The 21,745-nt window shown below is 71.9% G+C and carries 12 protein-coding genes; 2 read left to right on the forward strand and 10 right to left on the reverse strand.

Annotated elements, in window-relative coordinates; translation table 11 throughout:
• Positions 1-118 precede the first annotated feature (118 nt).
• From ABZ887_RS16845 to ABZ887_RS16875, 7 genes are all read right to left on the reverse strand, one after another.
• Entirely contained in the window at positions 119-832 is a 714-nt protein-coding gene (locus tag ABZ887_RS16845; RefSeq protein ID WP_361289339.1) for a hypothetical protein, read from the reverse strand.
• A gap of 36 nt (positions 833-868) precedes the next feature.
• Positions 869-3,088: a glycoside hydrolase N-terminal domain-containing protein gene (locus ABZ887_RS16850; RefSeq protein ID WP_361289342.1), complete on the reverse strand. Its 2,220-nt coding sequence runs from the start codon at positions 3,086-3,088 to the stop codon at positions 869-871.
• The gene (locus tag ABZ887_RS16855) at positions 3,085-5,070 is read right to left on the reverse strand and encodes a beta-galactosidase (RefSeq protein WP_361289345.1); all 1,986 of its coding nucleotides are present in this window, start codon (positions 5,068-5,070) and stop codon (positions 3,085-3,087) included. Before ABZ887_RS16855 ends, ABZ887_RS16850 begins: the two co-directional genes overlap by 4 nt.
• Positions 5,067-7,262, reverse strand: a complete 2,196-nt coding sequence (locus tag ABZ887_RS16860; protein ID WP_361289348.1) for a 1,4-beta-glucanase — start codon at positions 7,260-7,262, stop codon at positions 5,067-5,069. Before ABZ887_RS16860 ends, ABZ887_RS16855 begins: the two co-directional genes overlap by 4 nt.
• A gap of 238 nt (positions 7,263-7,500) precedes the next feature.
• Positions 7,501-8,445: a carbohydrate ABC transporter permease gene (locus ABZ887_RS16865; RefSeq protein WP_361289351.1), complete on the reverse strand. Its 945-nt coding sequence runs from the start codon at positions 8,443-8,445 to the stop codon at positions 7,501-7,503.
• Positions 8,442-9,482, reverse strand: coding sequence for an ABC transporter permease subunit (locus ABZ887_RS16870; protein WP_361289354.1), 1,041 nt, complete (start codon positions 9,480-9,482; stop codon positions 8,442-8,444). Before ABZ887_RS16870 ends, ABZ887_RS16865 begins: the two co-directional genes overlap by 4 nt.
• Before the next feature lie 27 nt (positions 9,483-9,509).
• Positions 9,510-11,198 (reverse strand): extracellular solute-binding protein, encoded by a 1,689-nt coding sequence (locus tag ABZ887_RS16875; protein ID WP_361289357.1) that lies wholly within the window; start codon positions 11,196-11,198, stop codon positions 9,510-9,512.
• A gap of 345 nt (positions 11,199-11,543) precedes the next feature.
• Between ABZ887_RS16875 and ABZ887_RS16880 the strand changes: the two genes are divergently transcribed.
• Positions 11,544-14,384, forward strand: coding sequence for a glycoside hydrolase family 3 C-terminal domain-containing protein (locus tag ABZ887_RS16880; protein ID WP_361289360.1), 2,841 nt, complete (start codon positions 11,544-11,546; stop codon positions 14,382-14,384).
• A 155-nt stretch (positions 14,385-14,539) separates the two neighbouring features.
• Here the strand turns inward: ABZ887_RS16880 and ABZ887_RS16885 are convergent, their stop codons facing one another.
• From ABZ887_RS16885 to ABZ887_RS16895, 3 genes are all read right to left on the reverse strand, one after another.
• On the reverse strand, positions 14,540-15,988 hold the full coding sequence (locus ABZ887_RS16885) for an aldehyde dehydrogenase family protein (RefSeq protein WP_361289363.1): 1,449 nt from the start codon (positions 15,986-15,988) through the stop codon (positions 14,540-14,542).
• 154 nt (positions 15,989-16,142) lie between these two features.
• Positions 16,143-17,708, reverse strand: coding sequence for a PucR family transcriptional regulator (locus tag ABZ887_RS16890; protein WP_361289366.1), 1,566 nt, complete (start codon positions 17,706-17,708; stop codon positions 16,143-16,145).
• Positions 17,709-17,814: 106 nt separating this feature from the next.
• Complete coding sequence (locus tag ABZ887_RS16895) at positions 17,815-19,977, reverse strand: ATP-binding protein (protein WP_361289369.1); 2,163 nt, start codon at positions 19,975-19,977, stop codon at positions 17,815-17,817.
• Between the two features lie 302 nt (positions 19,978-20,279).
• Here ABZ887_RS16895 and gabT point away from each other — a divergent pair, with 302 nt between their 5' ends.
• Positions 20,280-21,614, forward strand: coding sequence for a 4-aminobutyrate--2-oxoglutarate transaminase (gene gabT, locus ABZ887_RS16900; protein ID WP_361289372.1), 1,335 nt, complete (start codon positions 20,280-20,282; stop codon positions 21,612-21,614).
• Positions 21,615-21,745 lie beyond the last annotated feature (131 nt).

The raw sequence follows: 21,745 nt of genomic DNA on the forward strand, positions 1-21,745 counted from the left end.
AGCCCCCGCCGGGCCCGGCGATGTGGCTCGCGACCCACAACGCGGGGGCCGCCCCCGGGGCGACGGGGCTCGCGCTCCCGGGGGGGCCCGGGGGGGGGGGGGCCCCCGCCCCGGTGGCTCAACTGCTGCTGACGCTCTCGCTGTTGACGGTGAAGTCCAGTCCGCCGGACGAGGACGTGATCTCGAAGCCGAACTGCAGGTCACCGATGGTCACGTTGCCGAACCAGCCCTTGGTGTCCTTGATCCACTTCAGGATCGGCAGGATGTCGATCGTGCCGGAGGTGGAGTTGGAGCTCCGGATGAACGAATAGACGTTGTTCGAGCCGTTGTTGCCCTTGTAGACGGTCCAGGTGTTGCTGCCCAGCGTGAGCGTGCCCTGCGAGGTGCCGAGCGGTCCGACGGCGCCGGTCTTGTTGACCCAGAGCATGATCTCGTTGGCGTATCCGGTGTCCCAGATGTCGTACGACGTGTTGTACGCGCCGGAGGACGGCACGGTCACGTTGTAGCTGCTGGTGAGCGAACCCAGCGAGGTGATCGTCTTGTTGATCACCTTCTTGGCGTTGGGGTACGACTTGATGCCGCCGGTGTTGGGGTGGTTGGCGTTGACGCCCCAGTTGGTGCCGGAGTTGGCCCAGATGCACTGGGTGCCGGCGCCGGAGCCCCAGATGTTGTTGTAGAGGGTGTAGCCGTTCAGCGTGGTGTTGCCCCACTGGTCGCAGGAGCTCCAGACGGCGGCCGAGGCGGGGGCGGAGGTGAGGCCGACGGTGGCGCCGAGCGCGAGCGCGGGGGCGATCAGGGCCTTGGCGACCCTGCCGAGCGTGCGTGTTGCCATGGTGTCCCTTCCATGGGTGGGGGGAGGTGCGGGTGGCTACCACGTCCCCAGGGTGAGGACGTGGTCTTCTCCGGCGACGAGGTCGAGCGGCCGACGGCCGGAGGAAGTCCACAGGTCGATGCGGAGCGACCGGTGTGGCTTGAGGACGGCCCGCATGCCTTCAGGGGTCCAGTCGAGGTCGAGTTCGGCTCCGAAGCGGGTGCGGACGCCGTGGAGCCGGCCTGTTCGCAGGGCGGGCGGCGGCGCCGGGAGCAGGACCAGGCGGTCCGGGGTCGACTGGACGAGGGCCTCGACGAGCACCGCGGGCAGGGTGTGCGCGGCGTCGGCGTTGTAGACGTCGCGGTCCGGGTAGTGGGCGCTCATCAGGGAGGCGTGGAAGAAGTCGCCGTCCAGGACCCGGTCGAGGGCGGCGCCGACCCGCTCGCCGTCCCGCAGGCGGGCCGCGACCAACGCGTGGTGCAGGTGGCCGTGCGCCGAGTCGTTCTCGGCGCCGCGCAGTTCGAGCGCGCGGTGGGCGGCGGCCGCGAGCTCCGGGGTGTCGTACGGGGTGATCTCGTCCAGCGGCCAGACGCCGTAGAGGTGGCTGAGGTGGCGGTGGTCGTAGCTGTCGTCGAGGCCGGGCCGGGCCCATTCGGCGAGCGCGCCGTCGGCGTTGGTGCGGTGCGGGGGGAGCCGGTCGGCGAGGGCGCGCCAGCGGTCGGCGTCCGGGCCAGGGTGGTAGTCGGCCGCGGTGCGCAGGGCGTGCCGGGCGGCGGAGAGGTCCATCGCCGCGTTGACGGCACCCCAACTGGCGTTCGCGGGCCGGTTCTCCGGCGAGTAGGAGGGGACGATCACGACGTGGCCGTCGGTGTCGGTCCGGGTGAGGAAGTCCTCGTAGAACCGGGCGACTTCGGCCAGCACCGCCGCCGTGCGCGGATCGCGCTCGCCGCGGATCTCGTCGTGGTCGACGAGCGGCTTGAGCAGCCAGTCGGCGCCGGCCGTCCACAGATGGAGGGGGTATTCCCGGCTGAAGTGGTAGGCCAGCCCGGACTCGCCGTCGCTGTGCGCGGGCGCGACCACGCCCCGGGCGCCGAACACCGCGCGGGCGTTCTCCCGCCAGTCGCCGAGCTGGCGCTGGATCAGTGCGGCGCAGGCCTCGGTGACTTCGGGAAGGGCGGCGGCCGCGGCCGAGGCCGTCTGGAGGTTGACGTTGGCGTCGTTGGTGAAGGCACCGGACCAGGCGGTGTCCCAGTCGCCGGTCCACAGGCCGGTCAGGCGGGGCGGGTTGAGGCCGGAGGCGGAGAGCAGGTGATAGCGGCCGGCGGCGAAGAGCCGTTCCAGAAGGGCTGCCTCGGCCGATCCCTTGAGCAACTCGGATCCTGGCAGCGTGCGTTCGGCCGGGTCGGCGGCCAGGTCGAGGGTGACGCGGGTGTAGGCGGTGCGGTGCGGGCCGAGGTGGCGGGCGAGCAGCGCGTCGTACGACGGCCGGTCGGCGAGCAGGTCGCCCAGTTCGCGGGCCTCGGCGGTCACGTCGAGTTCGCCGGTGTGGCGTCGGACGCGGGTGAGGAGGAGGACGGACTCGGCGCCGGTGACGCGGACGCCCGGCGGGACGAGTTCGGTGGTACCGCCGGTGACGGCGACGAGGGTGACGCCGGTGTAGGCGCGGTCGCTGCCGGGGTAGCGGGCGCGGAGGCTGAGCAGGGCGCCCTCGGGGGTGCGCAGGGCGCCGTGGCCGACGCCCAGGCCGGGCGGGGCGCCGGGGAGCCGGTGGTCGAGGGCGATGTCGAGGTCGGCGGTGCCGGTGACCTGCTGCACGATCACGTCGTCCGCGCGGGAGACGAAGACCCTGCTGGTCCGGTCGGCGGTGGTGGCGGTGACCTCGCCGGAGGTGAAGTCGACGGAGCGGCGGTAGCCGTCCGGCCGGCCGTGCGTTCTGCGCAGCCGGATCTGGAAGGCGGGGTGGAAGGGCTGGACCCACTGGAGCGGGCGGCCGTCGGTGAAGCTCTCGGCGGCGGCCGGCTCCCCGGCGAGCAACCTGTCCTGCACGCCCGCGAGTTCGGCCGCCAGACGCGGCGGGCGGGCGTGTTCGCCGCCGTTCGGGCGGACCAGGGTGTGATGGGTGACGATGACACGGTCGTCGTTCGGATCGCCGAACGCGAGGACGCCGTGGTGGCCGTTGCCGCTCAGGAAGGCGTCCTCCCAGCGGGCGGCCGGGGCGGGCTCCCAGGTGCCGTGGACGGGGCCGGTGGCTTCTTCGGTCGTGCCGGTGACGGTCATGGCTTGAGCACCGCCACGCCGTAGCGGCCGAGGACGGTCTCGCCGGTGACGGTCCTACCGGTCAGCAGATCTCGATGCGTTCCCATGAGGGAGATCTTCACCTCATCACGCCCGTGGTTGAACAGGAACAGCAGCTCACCCCGGCGGACCGCCTCGACGCCGACGGGCAGGCCGTCGAGCACCGGGCGCACCCCCGCGTCCGCCGCGATCCGGCCGAGCAGTTCGCGCAGCGCCTCCGGCTCCGGGAGCGTGGAGACGTACCAGGCGCGCCCGTTGCGCAGCACGGCCGGCCGCCCGTCGAGTTCCCCGCCCCGGTACGGCACGGTCTCGGAGACCGCGGGCGCGGCCTCGATCTCCTCCGACCAGAGGGTTCCGCGGAAGCCCTCGCAGGCGACGGTCTCCCCCGCGTCCAGCGGCCACCACTCGTGCAGGACGCGGATACCGAACAGCTCGCGCAGCCGTGCGTCCATGCCGCCGGGGCGGATCCGGTCGTCCTCGTCGGCGATACCGGTCAGGAAGCCGCTGACCAGGGTGCCGCCGCCGCGGACGTAGGCGAGGAGGTTGCCGATCGCGGAGTCGGTGAGGAGGTAGAGCTGCGGGACGACGACCACCTTGTAGGAGGACAGGTCGTGTTCGGGGTGGGCGAAGTCGGTGGTGAGGTTCGACTCCCACAGGGCCCGGTGCCAGGCGTGCAGGACGTCCGGGAGGTCCACCTCGGTGGAGAGCCGGCCTTCGTGGGCGCCGGCCCACCAGGAGTGCCAGTCGTGGAGGATCGCGATGTCCGCAGTGACGTGACGTTCGGTCACCTCGGCACCGATGGCGGTCAGTTCGGATCCGAGTCGCTTGACCTCCTGGTAGGTACGGCCCTCCTCCCCCGCGTGGCTGACCATCCCGGAGTGGAACTTCTCCGCGCCCTGCCTCGACTGCCGCCACTGGAAGTAGCAGACGGCGTCCGCGCCCCGGGCCACCGCCTGGAGGGACCACTGGCGGTTGAGGCCGCGGGGCTTGGGATGGTTCACCCCGCGCCAGTTGACCGGCCCGGCGGCCTGCTCCATGAGCATCCAGGGGCCGCGCGCCTGGGAGCGGGTGAGGTCGTGGACGAGCGCGCCGTGCTGCGCGCCCAGCGGGTCCCGCGGGTCGGGGTACAGATCGACGGAGACGACGTCCTCCTCGGCGGCCCAGCGCCAGGCGTCCTGGCCCATCCAGAGCGGCATGAAGTTGGTGGTCACCGGGATGTGCGGGGTGTGCCGGGCGACGATGTCCCGTTCGGCCGTGTAGCACTCCAGGAGCATGTCGGAGGTGAAGCGGCGGAAGTCCAGCACCTGGGTGGGGTTCTTCAGGTAGTGGGCGTGGCGCGGCGGCAGGATGCCGTCCCAGGTGTCGTAGCCCTGACTCCAGAAGGCCGTTCCCCAGGCGGAGTTGAGGGCGTCGAGGGTGCCGTGGCGGTCGCGCAGCCAGCGGCGGAAGGCGGCGGCTGCCTCGTCGCCGTAGTCGAAGGTGCAGTACTCGTTGTTGATGTGCCACATCGTGAGGGCGGGGTGGCCGGCGTAGCGGGCGGCGAGGTCCTCGGTGACGGCGGCGGCGTACCGGCGGTAGGTGGCGCTGGAGTGCGAGAAGTGCTGGCGGCCGCCCCACCATTCGGTGCGCCCGTCGGCGTCCCGGGGCAGGGTGTCCGGGTGCAGCCGCCCCAGCCACGGCGGCGGTGCCGCGGTGGGGGTGGCGAGGACGACGCCGATGCCGTGGTCGTGCATCAGGTCCATCAGCCGGTCCAGCCAGTCGAAGTCCCGCTCCCCCGGCCGCGGTTCGAGCCGCGCCCAGGAGAAGACGCCCATGGTCACGGAGTTGACGCCGGCGGACGTCATCAGCCGGACGTCCTCCTGCCAGGTCTCCTCGGGCCACTGCTCGGGGTTGTAGTCGCCGCCGAAGAGGATCCGGCCGCGGGTGGCGTCGGAGAGGCCCGGCGGCTTTCGTCCGGCGGTCATCGGACGGGGTCCCCGTACTGGATGCCTCGTCCGTTGGTGGCCAGGTAGACCCGGCCGTGGACGCGCGGGTCGCCGGTGACGGCCTGCCCGGTCCAGCCCCACTGGTGTCGGTCGTCGTTGATGCGGACCCAGGTGCCGGCCTCGTCGTCGGAGCGGTAGACGGCCGTGATGGACTCCGTGGAGCCGACGAGGTAGACCGCCGGGTAGCCGGCGCCGTCGGCGGCCTTACCGAAACCGAGGGTGTAGGCGGCCCAGCAGCTGGCGACCCTGGTGAAGGTGGTGCCGCCGTCGGTGGACCGGTACAGCCCGTTCCACTTGACGCTCAGCCACAGGTCACCGGACCTGCCCGGGGCCGCGACCAGCTGGAACTGGCTGTCGCCCGCGGGCAGCCCGGTCGCACGCGCCGTGAAGGTACGGCCACTGTCAGTGCTGGCTTGTAGCGTTCCTGTGTCGGTGTCGTATGCGTAGAAGAGCGTCGGGTCGGCCGGGTCGGCGACCGGCGTGGCGCCCTTCGGGAAGGAGGAGATCTCGGTCCAGGTGGCGCCGTTGTCGTCCGACCGGTGGGCGGGGTACCTGGTCCCGTCCCAGTGCACGAAGGACCACAGCAGCACGCTGCCGTCGGCGTTGGCGGCGATCGGCCCCGGTGCGTCGTGGGCGAGGGAGGGCTGGGCGGCGAAGGGCGCCCAGGTCCGGCCTCCGTCGTCCGAGAAGGCGCCGTTGCCGTTGTCTCCCCAGCCGGTGCGGACCACGTACTCGGGCCTGCCCGCGGCCTGCGCGAGCCCCGTCGCCGACCCGAACACGGGGTTCGAGGCCATACCGCGGGACGGAGACGCCGTGAGCCGCTCGTGGTACATCACGCCGATGTCGCCGAGCCCGCTGATCAGATGCGCCTTCCCGACCGGGGGCGAGATCAGCTGGCGCACGGCCGTCTCCTCCAGACCCCGGATCCGCGGGGCCCAGTGGACGAGGTCACGGGTGCCGTAGAGGGTGGCGCCGGTGCCGTAGACGATGTGCCGCGAGTCGTACGGGTCCACGGCCACGGCCTGGATCCACCAGCCGAACTTGGGCTGGTCCGCACCCCACTTCAGGAAGGGGGTCTCCGACACGTCGAAGACGGCGGAGTCCTTGAGGGAGATCCAGGTGCGGCCGCCGTCGGTGGTCCGGTAGAGGGTGTCCACGGCTGTCCACCGGTTGTTCGTCGAGACGACGACGGTGCCGGGCCGGCGGGCGTCGACGGCGACACCGCCGTAGCCGAAGGTGTCGCCGCCGCCGGGCACGGCCGGGGTGACGTCCGTCCACCGCCCGGCGGCCACGGCCAGCTTGTGCACGCTGCCGTCCGCCTGGCCGTTGGGGCCGGGAGCGTCGGCGTACGTCACGTACAGCTCGCGGGCGTGGCGGTCGTAGGCGGCACGGACCGGGACCTTGGCGGAGGTGCCGGAGGGCTGACCGGGAACGGCCTCCCAGGCGGTGCCGTCGGTGGTGCGGTAGAGACTGACGGCACTCGCGCCGCCGTCCCCGTCCGCCCAGCCGGCGTAGACGGCACGGCCGACGGCGACGAGGAGGCTGACGCCCTGTCCGGAGGCGGACGGGATGGCCGGGAAGCCGGGGGCTGCCGCCCAGGTGGCTCCGCGGTCGGTCGACCTGAGGAGTCCGTCGTGCCGGGTACCCAGCCACAGGGTGTCGCTGTCCCGGGGGTCGACGAGCAGGCGCTCGCCCATGCCGCGGCCGTCCTCGTTGGCGCCGAGTCTGACGCTGAGGTCGGTACGGGTCCAGGTGGCGCCGCGGTCCTCCGAGCGCAGGACCGCGCCGTTGCCGGCCCAGGGCTGGGCGTAGGTGCCGAGGGCGAGGTAGAGCTGGTCGGGGTGGGCGGGGTCGACGGCGAGGGCCTCCACGCCGAGGAGGTTCCAGTCGTCCCAGCCGAGGTGGTCGGTGAGGGGGGTCCAGCGGGCGGTGCGGGCGTCCCAGCGGTAGGCGCCGCCGATGTCGGTGCGGGCGTAGGCGAGGCCGGGGATGGTGGGGTGGAAGAGGACGCCGGTGACGAAACCGGTGCCGCCGATCACTGCGTTGCGCCAGCGGTACGCATGCGCCTGCGGCTGGGGCTCGGCCGCGGAGGCGGAGGGGATCGGGAGGGCGGTGAGGGCGGCGGTTGCTGTGGTGGCGGCGAGGACGGTTCTGCGGCTCAGGGTGGGCATGGGGAACCTTCGGTGGGTTTGGTGGGTGGGCCGGGGTGGGTGCGGGGGGTGTCGCTCACCGGCGCTGGCCGGGTGCCGCTGCGCCCACCCGTGCCGCCCCAGCGGCACGACTGCCCGCAGCTATGTAGCCGACGCGACTGGAGCGCCCCGTCAGGGGCGCGGGGAACTGCGCGACCAGCCCCCACGCACCGGCAGTCGCCGGCGCTCCTCGGCCGCCCCGCCCCGAAGGCGACGTCGGCTACCCCTTCACCGCCCCCGTGAGCATCCCCTTCTTGAAGTGCTTCTGGACGAACGGCGACAGGACCGCCACCGGCAGCAGCGCCATCACCATCACCGCCATCTGCACGGCGAGCCCGGACAGTTCGCCCGTCTTGATGGACTGCGCGAGTCCCACCGGGGCCTGCTGCTTCTGGACCAGCTGGATCATGACGTTCTGCAGCGGCATCTTGTTCTGGTCGTTGAGGTACAGGGACGCGTTGAACCACGCGCTCCAGTACCCGACCGCGTAGAAGAGGGTGATGACCGCGAGGACCGCCCGGGACAGCGGCATGACGATCTGCCACAGGATCCGGAAGTCACCGGCGCCGTCGATGCGCGCGCTGTCGGTCAGTTCCGGCGAGATGCCCATGAAGAACCCGCGCAGGACGAGGATGTTGAAGACACTCACCGCGCTCGGGAGGATCAGGGCGAGATAGCTGTCGGTGAGGCCCAGGGACTGGACCAGCAGGTAGGTCGGGATCAGGCCGGCGCTGAAGAACATCGTCGCCATCAGCAGCATCAGGAACCAGCGGTGGCCTAGCGACCCGATGCGCGAGAGGCCGTACGCGCACAGGACCGACACGGTCATCGAGAACACCGTGCCGACGAGGGTGATCAGGATGCTGATGACCGTGGCCCGGGTGACCTGGCCGCCGCTCAGCAACTCCCGGTAGGCGACGAAGGTGATGCCCTTGGGGATCATCACCAGGCCGCCGGCCTCGTCGATGGTCCTGCGGGAGGACAGGCTGGTGACGACCACGATCCAGAGCGGGAAGAGCACGCCGAGGCAGGCCAGGGTCAGGACCAGGCCCTTGCCGGCGACGCCTGCCCTGCTCGGTTCCTCCTCCCACACGGGGCGGGGCGGTGCGGCCCACCGGGACGGCGGCCGCTCCCGCAGCGGCGGTTTGTCGACGACGGCGGTCATTTCTTGTACACCCCCTGCTCGCCCATGAGATGGGCCACCTTGTTCGCGGCGAGGACCAGTCCGAGGCTGACCACGCCCTTGATGAGGCCCGCGGCGGCCGCGTAGCCGAAGTCCTGGTTGCGGACGCCGTTCCACCAGACGAAGGTGTCGAGGACCTCCGAGGCTCCGGGGCCCACGGCGTCGCGTTGGAGGAGGATCTGTTCGAAGCCGACGGTCAGGGCGTCGCCGACACGGAGGACCAGCAGCAGGGCGATCACCGGGCGCAGGGCGGGGAGCGTGACGTGCCAGATGCGGCGCCAGCGGCCCGCGCCGTCCATGGCGGCGGCCTCGTAGAGGTCGGGGCTCACCGAGGCCAGCGCCGCCAGGAAGACGATGATCCCCCAGCCCGCGTCCTTCCAGACGCCCTCCGCCGTGACCAGGAACTTGAAAGTCGACGGGTCGGTCATGATGTCGAGGCCGTCGTAGCCGTGCTGCCGCAGCAGCTGCGACAGCAGGCCCGCGCCGCCGAAGATCTGCTGGAAGACGGAGATGACCAGCACCCAGGAGAAGAAGTGCGGGAGGTACAGGACCGCCTGGGCGATCGCCCGTACCCGGGGCCGGAGCACGCTGTTGATGAGCAGCGCGAGGGCGATCGGGATCGGGAAGAACAGCACGAGTTGCAGGAAGAACAGCACCAGGGTGTTCTTCACCGCGTTCCAGAACGCGGAGTCCGCGAAGATCTGCTGGAAGTTCTCCACACCCACCCATGCGCTGTGCAGCATGGAGACGATGCCGTTGTCGCTGACGTACGGGTCGTAGTCCTGGAAGGCGACGATGTTGCCGAGGATCGGCAGGTAGTTGAAGACCAGGAGCAGCAGGACCGCCGGCAGGGTCATCAGGATCAGGGCGCGGTCGCGTCTGAATCTGAGGCGCAGGCCGAGCTTCCCGGTCTCCGTCCTCCTCCCGGTTCCGGTGGCGGCGCCGGACGCCACCGGGGTCCTGCCCGTACCGTCGTCGTCTGCCTCGGCCCTGCTGCGAGGCACCGTGCTGTGGGACACGGCCGTTCTCCTTGCCTCGGTGCCCGGTCAGCTCGCCGAACCGTTGCCGTCGAGCAGCTTCTGGTACCAGTCGCGCAGCTTGTCGCCGCCCTTGCTCTTCCATTCGGCGACGGCCTGCTGCATGTCGCTGATCTTCTTGCGGCCCCGGGTGATGTCGTCCTCCAGCGTCTCGAAGTCGTCCATCAGGTTGGTGTAACGGGACGGCTCGGTGATCATCTGACCGAAGAAGCTGGACTTCCTGGTGAAGGAGCCCATCCGCTGCTGCCACTCCACCTGGGCCTTGGCGACGTCGGGGAAGTCGGGGTGGGCGATGGTGGCGGCGGGGCTGGCGATCATGACGTAGGCGTTGATGACCTCGTTGTTGCCCCGGGTGGTCTTGGTGGGCACGCCGTTCTTGACGGTGTAGTGGGTGCCCTCGACGCCGTAGTTGGTCGCCATGTACTCCTTGGTGCCGTACGGCGCGGCGGTGGTGTTGGCGACGGCCAGCACGTCGTGGATGACGGACTCGGAGGCCTTCTTGTTGACGAAGGCGAAGATGCCGGCCGGTTGTTCGGCCCAGACCTGCGGGTTTCCGCCGTCGTGTCCGTAGACGTCCATGCCCCAGATCTTGAAGTCCGGGTTCTGGGTGGCCTGTTCGGCGGTGCGGCTCCACCACTGGCTGATGTCCTGGGCGTAGACGAGGAACTCGCCGGCCGCGAACTTGGGGCCCGGGTCGGGGGCGTTCTTGCCCAGCTTGGCGTCGGGGTGCACGACCCCGGCGGCGAAGAGCTTGCGGGTCCACTCCAGTGCTTCGAGGTACTCGTCGGTCTCGATGCGGTTGATCAGCTTGCCGTCGACGAGGTTCCAGCCGAGCGGCTTCTCGCTGCCGGAGAGCACGCCGAACATCTGCCAGGCGGTCCACTTCATGTCCATGCAGGCCCAGCGCTTGGCCTTGGCGTTGGTGATCTCCTTGGCCAGGGAGAGGAACTCGGCCGCCGAACGCGGGACCTCGTAGCCCTCCTTGTCGAAGATGTCCTTGCGGTAGAGGGGCACGATGTTGGTGACGTACGAGGCCGGCATGGGCAGTCCGCGCAGCTTGCCGCCGAAGATGCAGCGCCGCCAGGCGTCGGTCGGGATCGCGGCGAGGTTCGGGTAGTCCTTGACCTTGTCGCCCGACAGGTACGGGCCGAGGTCGGCGAACTTGCTGATGATGGCGGTGGGTATCTTGCCGCCCATGTTCCAGTTCGGGATGACGACGACGTCCGGTACGTCGCTGGAGGCGAGGACCGCGCCCAGCTTCTGGTCGTAGGTGTTGCCGTCCTGGTTCTGCCACTCGACGTCGACGCCGATCATGTCGTTCATCGCGTTGTAGTAGGGGTTGTCCTGCTTGGGCGGGGAGCCCCAGAACGGCGACATGACGGTGACCTTGCCGCCCTTGCCGAGCTTCTTCGGGACCGAGGTCTTCAGGGTCGCCAGGTCGAGTTTGCCGGTGAAGCCGATCGACGAGCCGTTCTTCGACGGGATGTCCGGGGTCACCACGTTGTTGGCGACGTAGGCCGGCAGCAGCTTCTGCGCGCCCTTGCCGGACGAGGAGCCCCCTCCCGAACCGCTGTCCGACGCCCCGCAGGCGGCGAGCAGCGGCATCCCGCCCGCCACCGCTGCGGTGGCGACTGCCGTGGAGGCGAGGAAAGTTCTCCGGCTCGGCCCGGAGGGGGCGGAAGCGGCGTTCGGCGTCATTGCGTCAACCCTTCATGGCGCACCAGGACACCCGGCGGTGGCCGTCGGCTGCGGTGTCTCGAGTGGAACTGGCTGAGCGGAAGCGGCCCTCCGACCTGCGACCCATGTCGCTGCCCTCTGGGGCGGACCGGATAGTCGAAGCGCTTCGATGTTGCTGCGAGGTTAAGTGAACACCCGGGGGTGCACAAGGGTCGCTCCCAAGATTCCTCCGAGGTATCCCGGGTGACCTGTCCGTATGCACCGCTTGAAATATCGCCGACCATCCCTTGACACCCACCCATGGGCCGAATGAGCATCGAAGCGCTTCGAAAGGGCCTGGACGCTCCATCGCAAGGGGAACCGCACGTGACCGCAAAAACGCCGCCCGCGCCGCCTTTCCGCGATCCGCACCTGCCGCTCGCGAAGCGCATCGACGATCTGCTGGCGCGGCTCACCCTGCTCGAGAAGGTCTCCTTCCTGCACCAGTTCGCGCCCGCCGTGCAGCGCCTGGGCATCGCCGCCTTCCGCACCGGCCAGGAGGCTCTGCACGGGGTGGCCTGGATGGGTCCGGCGACGGTGTTCCCGCAGGCGGTGGGGCTCGGCGCGACCTGGAACACCGATCTCGTACGACGGGTCGGGGAGGCGGTGTCCAAGGAGGTCCGGGCGATGCGCGCCCGCGACGACCGGGTCGGCCTCAACGTCTGGGCCCCGACGGTCAACCTGCTGCGCCACCCGCTCTGGGGCCGCAACGAGGAGGGCTACTCCGAGGACCCGAAGCTCACCTCCGCCATCGCCACCGCCTACACCCGCGGCCTGCGCGGCGACCACCCGGTGTACTGGCGCACGGCGCCCGTCCTGAAGCACTGGCTGGCCCACAACAACGAGACGGACCGGGCGACTTCCTCCTCCTCGGTCCGCCCGCGGGTGCTGCACGAGTACGACCTGCGCGCCTTCAGGGAGACCGTGGAGGCCGGTGCGGTGGCCGGGGTGATGCCCGCGTACAACCTGGTCAACGGCCGCCCCAACCACGTCTCCCCGTACCTGCGCGAGCAGTTGCGCACCTGGACCGACGAGGACCTGCTGGTCTGCTCGGACGCCGGCGCGCCCAGCAACCTGGTCGACCACGAGCACTACTTCGCCACCCACGAGGAGGCCACGGCGGCCGCCCTGCTCGCCGGTGTCGACAGCTTCACCGACCACGGCACGGACAGCTCGCAGATCGTCGCGCGGGTGCAGGGGGCGCTGGCGCAGGGCCTGTTGACGGAACCCGACATCGACACGGCCGTGCGCCGCCAGCTCTCGGTCCGCTTCCGCCTCGGCGAGTTCGACCCGCACGAGGACCCGCATCCGGGCACGGCCGCGTTCGACACCACGGCGCACCGCACCCTCGCCCAGGAGGCGGCCGAGCAGGCGGTCGTCCTCCTCAAGAACGACGGGGACCTGCTGCCGCTCGCCCCCGACGCCCGGATCGCCGTGGTCGGCCTGCTCGCCGACGAGTGCAAACTCGACTGGTACAGCGGCACCCTGATCCACCGCTCCACTCCGCTGGAGGGCCTGTACGAGCGGTTCGGCGCGGAGCGTATGGAGTTCGCGGAGGGGGTGGACCGGGTCCGGCTGCGGCTCGCGGACGGCACCTTCCTGCACGTGCCGACCGCCCCCGAGGCGGCCGACGAGGTGCGCGGTGCCGAGGGGGCCCTGGACCCGGCGCTGCTCGCGGGCCGCACCGACCTCCCGCCGCTGACCGCCGACGCCACCGGTAGCGAGTTCGCGCTGGCCGACTGGGGCGAGGGCGTCCTGACCCTCCGCGCCCCGGACGGCCGGTATCTCTCCGTCGCCGAGGACGGCTTCGTCCGCGCCGCCGCGGACCAGCCCGGCGGCTGGGTCGTCCAGGAGACGTTCCGCCTGGAACCCCACGAGAACGGTCACCTCCTCCGGCACCTCGGCACGGGTCGCCACGTCTCAGTCGCCGCCGACGGCGTGAAGGTTGCCGCCGGGAACGCCTCGATCCTCGAGTTGATCATCGTCGAACGGGGTACGGACGCCGTCGCCAGGGTCGCCGCCGCGGCCGACGCGGTCCTGGTGGTCGCGGGCAACGACCCGCACATCAACGGCCGCGAGACCGAGGACCGTACGACCCTGGCGCTGCCCCCGCACCAGGAGCGCCTGCTGCGTGCCGCCCGCACCGCGAACCCGCACACGGTGCTGGCGCTGGTGTCGTCGTACCCGTACGCGGTGGAATCGGCCCGGCTGCCCGCCGTGCTCTGGACGGCGCACGGCGGCCAGGCGGCCGGCACCGCCCTCGCCCGTGTCCTCGCCGGAGACGTCTCCCCCGCGGGCCGGCTGCCGCAGACCTGGTACGCGGCCGACGCCGACCTTCCCGACCTGCTCGACTACGACGTGCTCGGCGGCCGCCAGACCTACCTCTACTTCGAGGGCACCCCGCTCTTCCCGTTCGGCCACGGCCTGTCCTACGCGTCCTTCTCCTACGCCGACCTCGCGACCGAGGTCGCGGACGGAACGCTCCGGGTCTCCTTCACGGTCGCCAACACGGGCGACGTGACCGCGGACGAGGTGGCCCAGCTCTACACCCGGGCCGTCGAGCCGTCGTCGGTACGCCCGCGCCGCGAACTCCTCGCCCACCGCAGGCTCACCCTGCGCCCCGGCGAGCGGACCGGCGTGACCTTCGAAGTCCCCCTCTCCGCCTTCGAGTTCTGGGACGTGGCACGCGGCGGACGGCGCCTGGAGGGCGGTGCGTACGAGGTGCTGGCCGGCGCGTCCAGCGAGGACGTCCGGCTCCGTACGACCGTGGTCCTGGACGGCGAGCCCCCGGCACCCCGGCCCGCCGTCGAACACGGCCTGGCGGCGGCGGACTTCGACGAGCAGTCGGACATCGCGATCGTGGACCGCACGAGGACGGAGGGCGACGCGGTCACCCCCGGGGGCGACGGCCCGGGTGAACTCGTCTACCGGGACTGCGACTTCGGCGCCGGGATCACGGAGGTGACCGTACGGGTGGCGGGCCATGGCACGCTCGAACTCGGCCTCGACGGCGGCCCGTTGCCGACCGTGCTGACGCTCGCCGAGCCGACGCCGGATCCGTACACGTACACCTCGCTCACCGTCGGCGTCGTCGCCGAGGGCGTCCACGACGTCCACATCAGGCTGCGCGGCCCGCTGCGGCTCGCGCACGTCGGCTTCTCCGGTTGAGGGTCCGGGGAGGCCGACGCGGAGAAGGGGCCCGGCACCGGAAGGCATCGGTGCCGGGCCCCTTCGGACTGCCCGGGGACCGGTACGCGAACGGCCACAGCCCCCGCACAGCGGGCTGCGGCCGTCTCGTCGCCCTCGGATCTGTCCGTGGCAGGTCAGAGGGCGAGGCCGGTGAGGACCAGGACGCGCTCGTAGGTGTAGTCGTCCATCGCGAACCTGACGCCCTCGCGGCCGACGCCGGACTGCTTCACGCCGCCGTACGGCATCTGGTCGGCGCGGTAGGAGGGGACGTCGCCGATCACGACGCCGCCGACCTCGAGAGCGCGGTGGGCGCGGAAGGCGCCCTGCAGGTCGTGGGTGAACACGCCCGCCTGCAGGCCGTACTTGGAGGCGTTGACGGCGGCGAAGGCCTCGTCCTCGCCGTTCACCTTCTGCACGGTGAGGACGGGCCCGAAGACCTCCTCGCAGGAGATCGTGGCCTCGGCCGGGACGTCGGTGAGGACGGTCGGCGCGTAGCTGGCGCCGTCGCGGTCGCCGCCGGTGACCAGGGTGGCGCCGTCCTCGACGGCCTCCTTGACCCACGCCTCGACCCGCTCCGCCGCCGCCTCGCTGACCAGCGGGCCGACGTCGGTCCTGTCGTCGGCGGGGTCGCCGGTGACCTGGGCCTCGACGGCGGCGACGATGCGCGGGAGCAGACGGTCGTAGACGGCGGCGTCGACGATGACCCGCTGCACGGAGATGCAGGACTGGCCGCCCTGGTAGTTGGAGAAGGTCGCGATGCGGGTCGCGGCCCAGTCCAGGTCGGCGTCGGAGGCGTAGTCGCCGAGGACGACGGCCGCGCCGTTGCCGCCGAGCTCCAGGGTGCAGTGCTTGCGGGGCACCGAGTCCATGATCGAGTAGCCGACCTTCTCGGAACCGGTGAAGGAGATGACCGGGAGGCGCTCGTCCTGGACGAGGGCGGCCATCTTGTCGTTGGCGACCGGGAGGACCGACCAGGAGCCGGCCGGGAGACCGGTCGTCTCGGCGAGCAGGTCGCCGATGATCAGGCCGGAGAGCGGGGTCGCGGGCGCCGGCTTCAGGATGATCGGCACGCCGGCCGCGATCGCCGGGGCGATCTTGTGCGCGCACAGGTTGAGGGGGAAGTTGAACGGCGCGATGCCGAGGACGACGCCCTTGGGGAAGCGGCGGGTGATCGCGAGCCGGCCCTGACCGCCGAGGTCGGTGTCGAGGCGCTGGGCCTCGCCGCTGTTGAAGCGGCGGGCCTCCTCGGCGGCGAACCGGAACACGGACACGGCGCGTCCGACCTCGCCCCGGGCCCACTTGATCGGCTTGCCGTTCTCGGCGGAGATCAGCCGGGCTATCTCCTCGGTGCGCTCGGCGAGACGGCGGCTGACATGGTCGAGGGCGGCCGCGCGTACGTGGGCCGGGGTGGCGGCGAACTCGTCCCGTACGGCGTACGCGGCGGCGACGGCTTCCTCGACCTGGGCGTCGGTGGGCACGCTGACCTTGCCGACGAGACGGGCGTCCCACGGGTTGGTGACGTCGAAGGTGTCCTCGCCGGTGACCTGGCGGCCGGCGAGCCAGAAGGCGTGGGTGGAGGTCATGTGCGGGTCCCGGCCCTTCCGCGTTGGGGGTGGTGTGTACAGGATGTTCGCCTCCACGGTAGGTCCGAGGGGGCGGGGGAGCGTTTGTCCGGGGTGTAGTGGTGGAGGTGGGAGGTGCGCCGGTTTGGCACGGTGACGGGCGGGCGGGAAACGCTCAGTCCGCCGAGGTCGCCTTGAGGGCCAGCCACAGCTCCATCCGCACGTCCGGGTCGTCCAGGGAGCGGCCCAGGATCTCTTCCACCCTACGCATCCGGTAGCGCAGGGTGTGGCGGTGGACGCCCAGGTCGGCCGCCGCCGCGTCCCACTGGCCGTGCCGGGAGAGCCACGCCCGCAGGGACGCCACCAGGTCGCCCCTGCCGGTCGCGTCGTGCTCGTACAGCGCCCGCAGCAGACCGTCGGCGAACGCCTTCACCGCGTCGTCCGCCAGCAGGGGCAGCACCGAGCCCGAGGCCAGCTGTTCGTGCTCGACCAGGATCCGGCCCCTGCGCCGGGCCACGGAGAGCGCCTGTTCGGCCTGCTTGTAGGCGGCCGCCGCCGCGATCGGGCCGGACGGGGCCGACAGCCCGATGACCGGTTCGTCCTCCTCCGCGGTCCCCTGCTCCGGCACCGCCCGCTCCGCCTCGCGCGCCGCCGCGTACTCCAGGCACGCCGCCACCGCCGCGCCGCCGTCCGCGGCCAGCACCACCAGCCGCTCCCCCTCGGGCACCACCAGCACCGCCTCGCCTGAACGGGCCGCGGCCGACTCCACCGTCTCCGTGAGAGCGGCCAGCTGCTCGCCCGCCGCGTCCGCGACGATCATCCGGAACGGGGCGTCGAGCAGCCCGCCGTACAGGTCCCCGGCGACCCCGCGCGCATGGTCCGGCTGCCCGGCGAGCAGCATGCGCAGCACCGCCGCCCCGACCCGCTGCTCGGCCGCGTGGAGGGAGCGGGAGCGTTCCGTCGTGAGGGTGAGGAGCGCGATGGCCGAGTGGACGGCGTACCGCTCCGCCGTGCCGAGCGCCGACGCCGTGCCGACCGCCAGGGCCGCGCGCGGGCGGCGGCCGGTGCCGAGCGAGTGCAGTTCCACCCGGTCCTCGTTGTCGGGGCCGCCGACCACCGAGGACGCCGGGGCCGGGCGTTCCCGGAGCCGGTCGACCTCGGCCGTCAGGCGCGCCGCCCGGCGCCCCGCCCACTCCGGTGCGGTCGCGACGACCGCGCCCGACGCGTCGTACAGCGCCGCCCAGCCGTCCACCTGCGCCGCGAGCGCGGACAGCACCCCTTCCGGGCCGGCGTTCAGCGCCTGCCTGGTCAGTTCGCGCTGGGCGGCGAAGCCCGCCGTCACCGCCCGGTACTGGTCGGCCGCGATCGCCGCCGAGACCGCCTTGCTGATGGCGAGGAAGGGGGTGCGGCGCGGCACCTCGAGCAGCGGCAGCCGCTCCCGTTCCGCCGCGTCGACGAGGGCCTTCGGGATCTCGTCGTAGTTGACCCCGACGGCGAAGCCGAGGCCCACCACACCCGCCCCCACCAGGCGTTTCACATACTTCCGCATCGCCTGGGGATCCTCCGCGTCCAGCTTCAGCGCGGTGATCAGGAGCAGCTCCCCGCCCTCCATGTACGGCACCGGGTCGGCGAGTTCGCTGACATGGGCCCAGCGCACGGGCACGTCGAGGCGGTCCTCGCCCGCGCGCACGGTCAGTTTGAGCGCGGAGTGGTGGACGAGCGAGGCAAGCGTCGGTGGCATCAGGCCGTCAGGTCTTCTCTTCAGCGAGGGAAACGGTCTTTGGCCGTCCCGTATGAACGGCCTCTCTCGATTCTGCCTCACTGTACGGTCACGCGGGCCCCCGTGTTCAGAGCCGGCCGCCACCCCTCAGATCCACCAGGAGCGGGGGCGCGTGCTCCCCCTTGACCGTCGTGAGGGACAGGACCGCGTGCCCGGGCGGGACCCCGTGCGCCAGCTCGGACGCCGACCAGCGCTCGCGCTCCACCTGCCGGACGGTGACCGCCCGCGCGGTGGGCGCCTTGCCGGTGATCACCCGGCGTACGGCGTGCAGCGCCTTGCCCGCCGGGGTCTCCGCGATGATCTGCCGGTCGGTGACGTCCCGGGCCTCGGTCCACTCCTTGCCCCAGACCTCGGCGAAGTCCTGCCCGTCCCAGGGCGTGAGTCCGGCGAAGGCCATCCGGCAGCCGGTGGCGCCGAGCAGCGGGCCGCGGAGCGGGCGGGGTACGTCGTCCAGGGTGCGCAGGGTCAGCGCCACGCCCGCGTTGGCCGAGCGCAGCCGCTGGACGGCACGGACCGCCTCCGGCGTCACCACGCCGGTCGCGTCGTCCAGGAGCAGACAGGAGAAGAGCGAGCGGTCGTCCCGTACCGTCACGCTCGCCGTGAACTGGGCGAGCACCAGGCGGGCCAGGATGCGGGAGGCGTCCGCGTGGCCGCGTTCGGGCAGGTCGATGCGGACCCGGACCGGGTGGTCGAGGGCCTTGAGGGAGAAGGGGCGGGACTGGCCGGAGGTGTCGAAGAAGCCCGCGAAGGCCGGACGGTCGAGGAGCGCGATGCGGTCGGCCAGCACAGCGCCGACGTCTCCGGGGTGTCCCATCTGCCGTTCCCGCGCGTCGAGCTCGCGCAGCAGGGACTCGTGACCGGTGGACGTCAGCGCCGTGCGGAGCGCCGCGAGCGGACCGGGGGCGCCGTCGAGGAGCTGGCGGAGTTCGGGGACGGAGGGGAAGCGGCCGTGGACCGCCTTGAACGGGCCGAGCAGCTGGGCGAGAACGGTGGTGGAGCGGCGGCTGTCGCTGCCGGGGTGCGGGTCGGCGAGGTCGCCGGCGAGGGCCTCGGCGAGTATGGCGGCGGCCTCGTCGGGGTCGGTGGTGCCGCCGTACAGGTCGAGGTCGTAGACGGACTCGGGGTGGGCGATGCGGACGACGACGTCGTAGGAGTCGGCGGGTCCGAGACCGGCGCCGGCCGCGCCGACGACGACCACGGAGGCGCGGCCGGCGAGCGCGTGCAGGCAGAGCGACTCGGCGAGCGGGCGGACCAGGGAGCCGGTCTTGCCGGAACCGGCCGGGCCGACGGCGAGCAACGAGGTGCCGAGCAGTTCGGGGCCGAGGGCGAGGCCGGTGCCCCGGTACTGGTACGGGTTGCGCGGGTCGTCGGCCGTCGTGCCGAGCCGGACCTGGCCGGTGACCAGGTCGTGCCGGGCGTGCCGGGCGGGCAGGTCGCGTTCGCCGGAGGGGTGCAGGCAGGCGGCGGCGCCGTCCTTGACCACGGCGGCGGTGAAGGTGGCCATGCTGTGCCGGCCGCTGCGGACGCCCTGCCAGGCGCGAGCGATCCGGGCGTGGTCCACGTCCCCCATCAGCCCGCTCCGCGCCTCCCCGGCAAGCCGGTCGGCGGCGGCGTCGGCGCCGGCGGCACGAAGGTGGGGCCACTGGGCGGGGTCCTCCGCCGGTGCGGGGGCCTCCTGGCGGGGCACCGCGGGCTTGAACCGAGGTGCCACGAACCTCCGCCACACCTCTCCCCACCGGCCGAGCTTGCCCACCACGAGCATGATGGTCAGGAAGACGAGGTACCCGTAGCCCTCGTAGACGATCTCGACGTTCCCGCGGAGCGCGCTGCCCGAGCCCTGCCACGAGTCGGGGAGGAACAACTTGAGCGGCAGACCCCACCAGTTCCCGAGGTACCCGTGCGTCAGCAGGGACCAGAGCAGCCACCCCACCAGGAAGGCGATGAGGGCGCCACTGAGCAGTTGCCGGGCGGGCAGTTCCTCGGGTTCCTTCGCCGCCCGGGGCCGGTACCCGAACCGCCACACCCCCGGCGCCGCCTCCGGCCGGGGTGTGCGGAGCCAGCCGAGGAACGCCGAGCCGTCCGGCAGCGGGGGTACCGTCGGTGGTGCCGTCGGCCGTGGCGGCAGCGCGGGCGCCTCGGTCGGCACCGCGTCCGCGTCCTGCGGCCCCGCCGGACGCGGCACAGGATTCGCATGCGTACGCCGCGTGTCCCACGTCCCGTCGCTGTCCATCGCTCTCGCTCCCTGACCAGCCGTTCCGTCCACCGTCAGCGGCCAATCTAATGCCCCCGCAAGGGGAGTTCACCGCTTACGCGGCCGAGGAGCCGCCCGGCCGGGCAGCGGAACCCCGCCCGGACTATGTCCACCACGGACAACGTCACTCCCCGACAACGCCCACATGGAGCATCCCCACCTCCCACACCCGGCCCTAGCCTGCGAAGAAAGAAGGAAAGCGTCCGAAAACGCACCACCGGAGCAACCGGACGGGACGCGCCCGGCACGCATCGGTTCGCACCACTCATCAGGGAGCCCTCATGACCGCACTTCCGCAGGAGCGCCGCGTCGTCACCGCCATCCCCGGCCCGAAGTCGCAGGAACTGCAGGCCCGCCGTCTCGCCGCGGTCGCGCAGGGTGTGGGCTCGGTACTGCCCGTCTTCACCGCGCGCGCGAGCGGCGGCATCATCGAGGACGTCGACGGCAACCGCCTCATCGACTTCGGTTCCGGCATCGCGGTGACCTCCGTCGGCGCCTCCGCCGAGGCCGTCGTACGGCGGGCGAGCGCCCAGCTGGCCGACTTCACCCACACCTGTTTCATGGTCACCCCGTACGAGGGCTACGTGGAGGTCGCCGAGGCCCTCGCGGAGCTCACCCCGGGTGACCACGCGAAGAAGTCCGCGCTGTTCAACTCCGGCGCCGAGGCCGTCGAGAACGCCGTGAAGATCGCGCGTGCGTACACCAAGCGCCAGGCCGTCGTCGTCTTCGACCACGGGTACCACGGCCGGACCAACCTCACCATGGCGCTCACCGCCAAGAACATGCCGTACAAGCACGGCTTCGGTCCGTTCGCCCCCGAGGTCTACCGCGTCCCGGTCGCCTACGCCTACCGCTGGCTCACCGGTCCGGAGAACGCAGGACCGGAGGCCGCCGCGCAGGCCATCGACCAGATCAGCAAGCAGATCGGCGCCGACAACGTCGCCGCGATCATCATCGAGCCGGTGCTCGGCGAGGGCGGCTTCATCGAGCCGGCCAAGGGCTTCCTGCCGGCGATCAGCCGGTTCGCCAAGGACAACGGGATCGTCTTCGTCGCGGACGAGATCCAGTCCGGGTTCTGCCGTACGGGCCAGTGGTTCGCGTGCGAGGACGAGGGCATCGTCCCGGACCTGATCACCACGGCCAAGGGCATCGCGGGCGGTCTGCCGCTGGCCGCCGTGACCGGCCGTGCCGAGATCATGGACGCCGCGCACGCCGGTGGCCTGGGCGGCACCTACGGCGGCAACCCGGTCGCCTGCGCCGGTGCGCTCGGGGCCATCGAGACCATGAAGGAGCTCGACCTCAACGCCAGGGCGAAGAACATCGAGTCGATCATGAAGCCCCGCCTCGCCGCCATGGCCGAGAAGTTCGACGTCATCGGTGACGTCCGCGGCCGGGGCGCGATGATCGCCATCGAGCTGGTCAAGGACCGCACCACCAAGGAGCCCAACCCGGAGGCCACCGCGGCCCTCGCCAAGGCCTGCCACCAGGAGGGACTGCTGGTCCTGACCTGTGGCACCTACGGCAACGTGCTCCGCTTCCTGCCCCCGCTGGTCATCGGCGAGGACCTCCTGGGCGAGGGCCTCGACATCATCGAGCAGGCCTTCGCGCGGATCTGAGCCACAGACTTCTCCCAGCCCGCACAAAGGGTCTCGAACCCGCGTGCCCCCGCCGCCCCAACCCTCCCACCTGGCGTGATGCGGGGGGCTGGGGCGGCCCCCGTCAGGCCGTGTGAAGAAGGTGTGCGAGG

Origin of the sequence: Streptomyces sp. NPDC047061 (assembly GCF_040643955.1) — a bacterium.
Lineage (GTDB): Bacteria > Actinomycetota > Actinomycetes > Streptomycetales > Streptomycetaceae > Streptomyces.

Bases quoted from the DNA above. Each gene is read 5' to 3' on its own strand.
- ABZ887_RS16845 (WP_361289339.1), bottom strand. From the start codon at position 832: ATGGCAACACGCACGCTCGGCAGGGTCGCCAAGGCCCTGATCGCCCCC.
- ABZ887_RS16885 (WP_361289363.1), bottom strand. From the start codon at position 15,988: ATGACCTCCACCCACGCCTTCTGGCTCGCCGGCCGCCAGGTCACCGGC.
- ABZ887_RS16855 (WP_361289345.1), bottom strand. From the start codon at position 5,070: ATGACCGCCGGACGAAAGCCGCCGGGCCTCTCCGACGCCACCCGCGGC.
- ABZ887_RS16860 (WP_361289348.1), bottom strand. From the start codon at position 7,262: ATGCCCACCCTGAGCCGCAGAACCGTCCTCGCCGCCACCACAGCAACC.
- ABZ887_RS16850 (WP_361289342.1), bottom strand. From the start codon at position 3,088: ATGACCGTCACCGGCACGACCGAAGAAGCCACCGGCCCCGTCCACGGC.
- ABZ887_RS16865 (WP_361289351.1), bottom strand. From the start codon at position 8,445: ATGACCGCCGTCGTCGACAAACCGCCGCTGCGGGAGCGGCCGCCGTCC.
- gabT (WP_361289372.1), top strand. From the start codon at position 20,280: ATGACCGCACTTCCGCAGGAGCGCCGCGTCGTCACCGCCATCCCCGGC.
- ABZ887_RS16895 (WP_361289369.1), bottom strand. From the start codon at position 19,977: ATGGACAGCGACGGGACGTGGGACACGCGGCGTACGCATGCGAATCCT.
- ABZ887_RS16890 (WP_361289366.1), bottom strand. From the start codon at position 17,708: ATGCCACCGACGCTTGCCTCGCTCGTCCACCACTCCGCGCTCAAACTG.
- ABZ887_RS16875 (WP_361289357.1), bottom strand. From the start codon at position 11,198: ATGACGCCGAACGCCGCTTCCGCCCCCTCCGGGCCGAGCCGGAGAACT.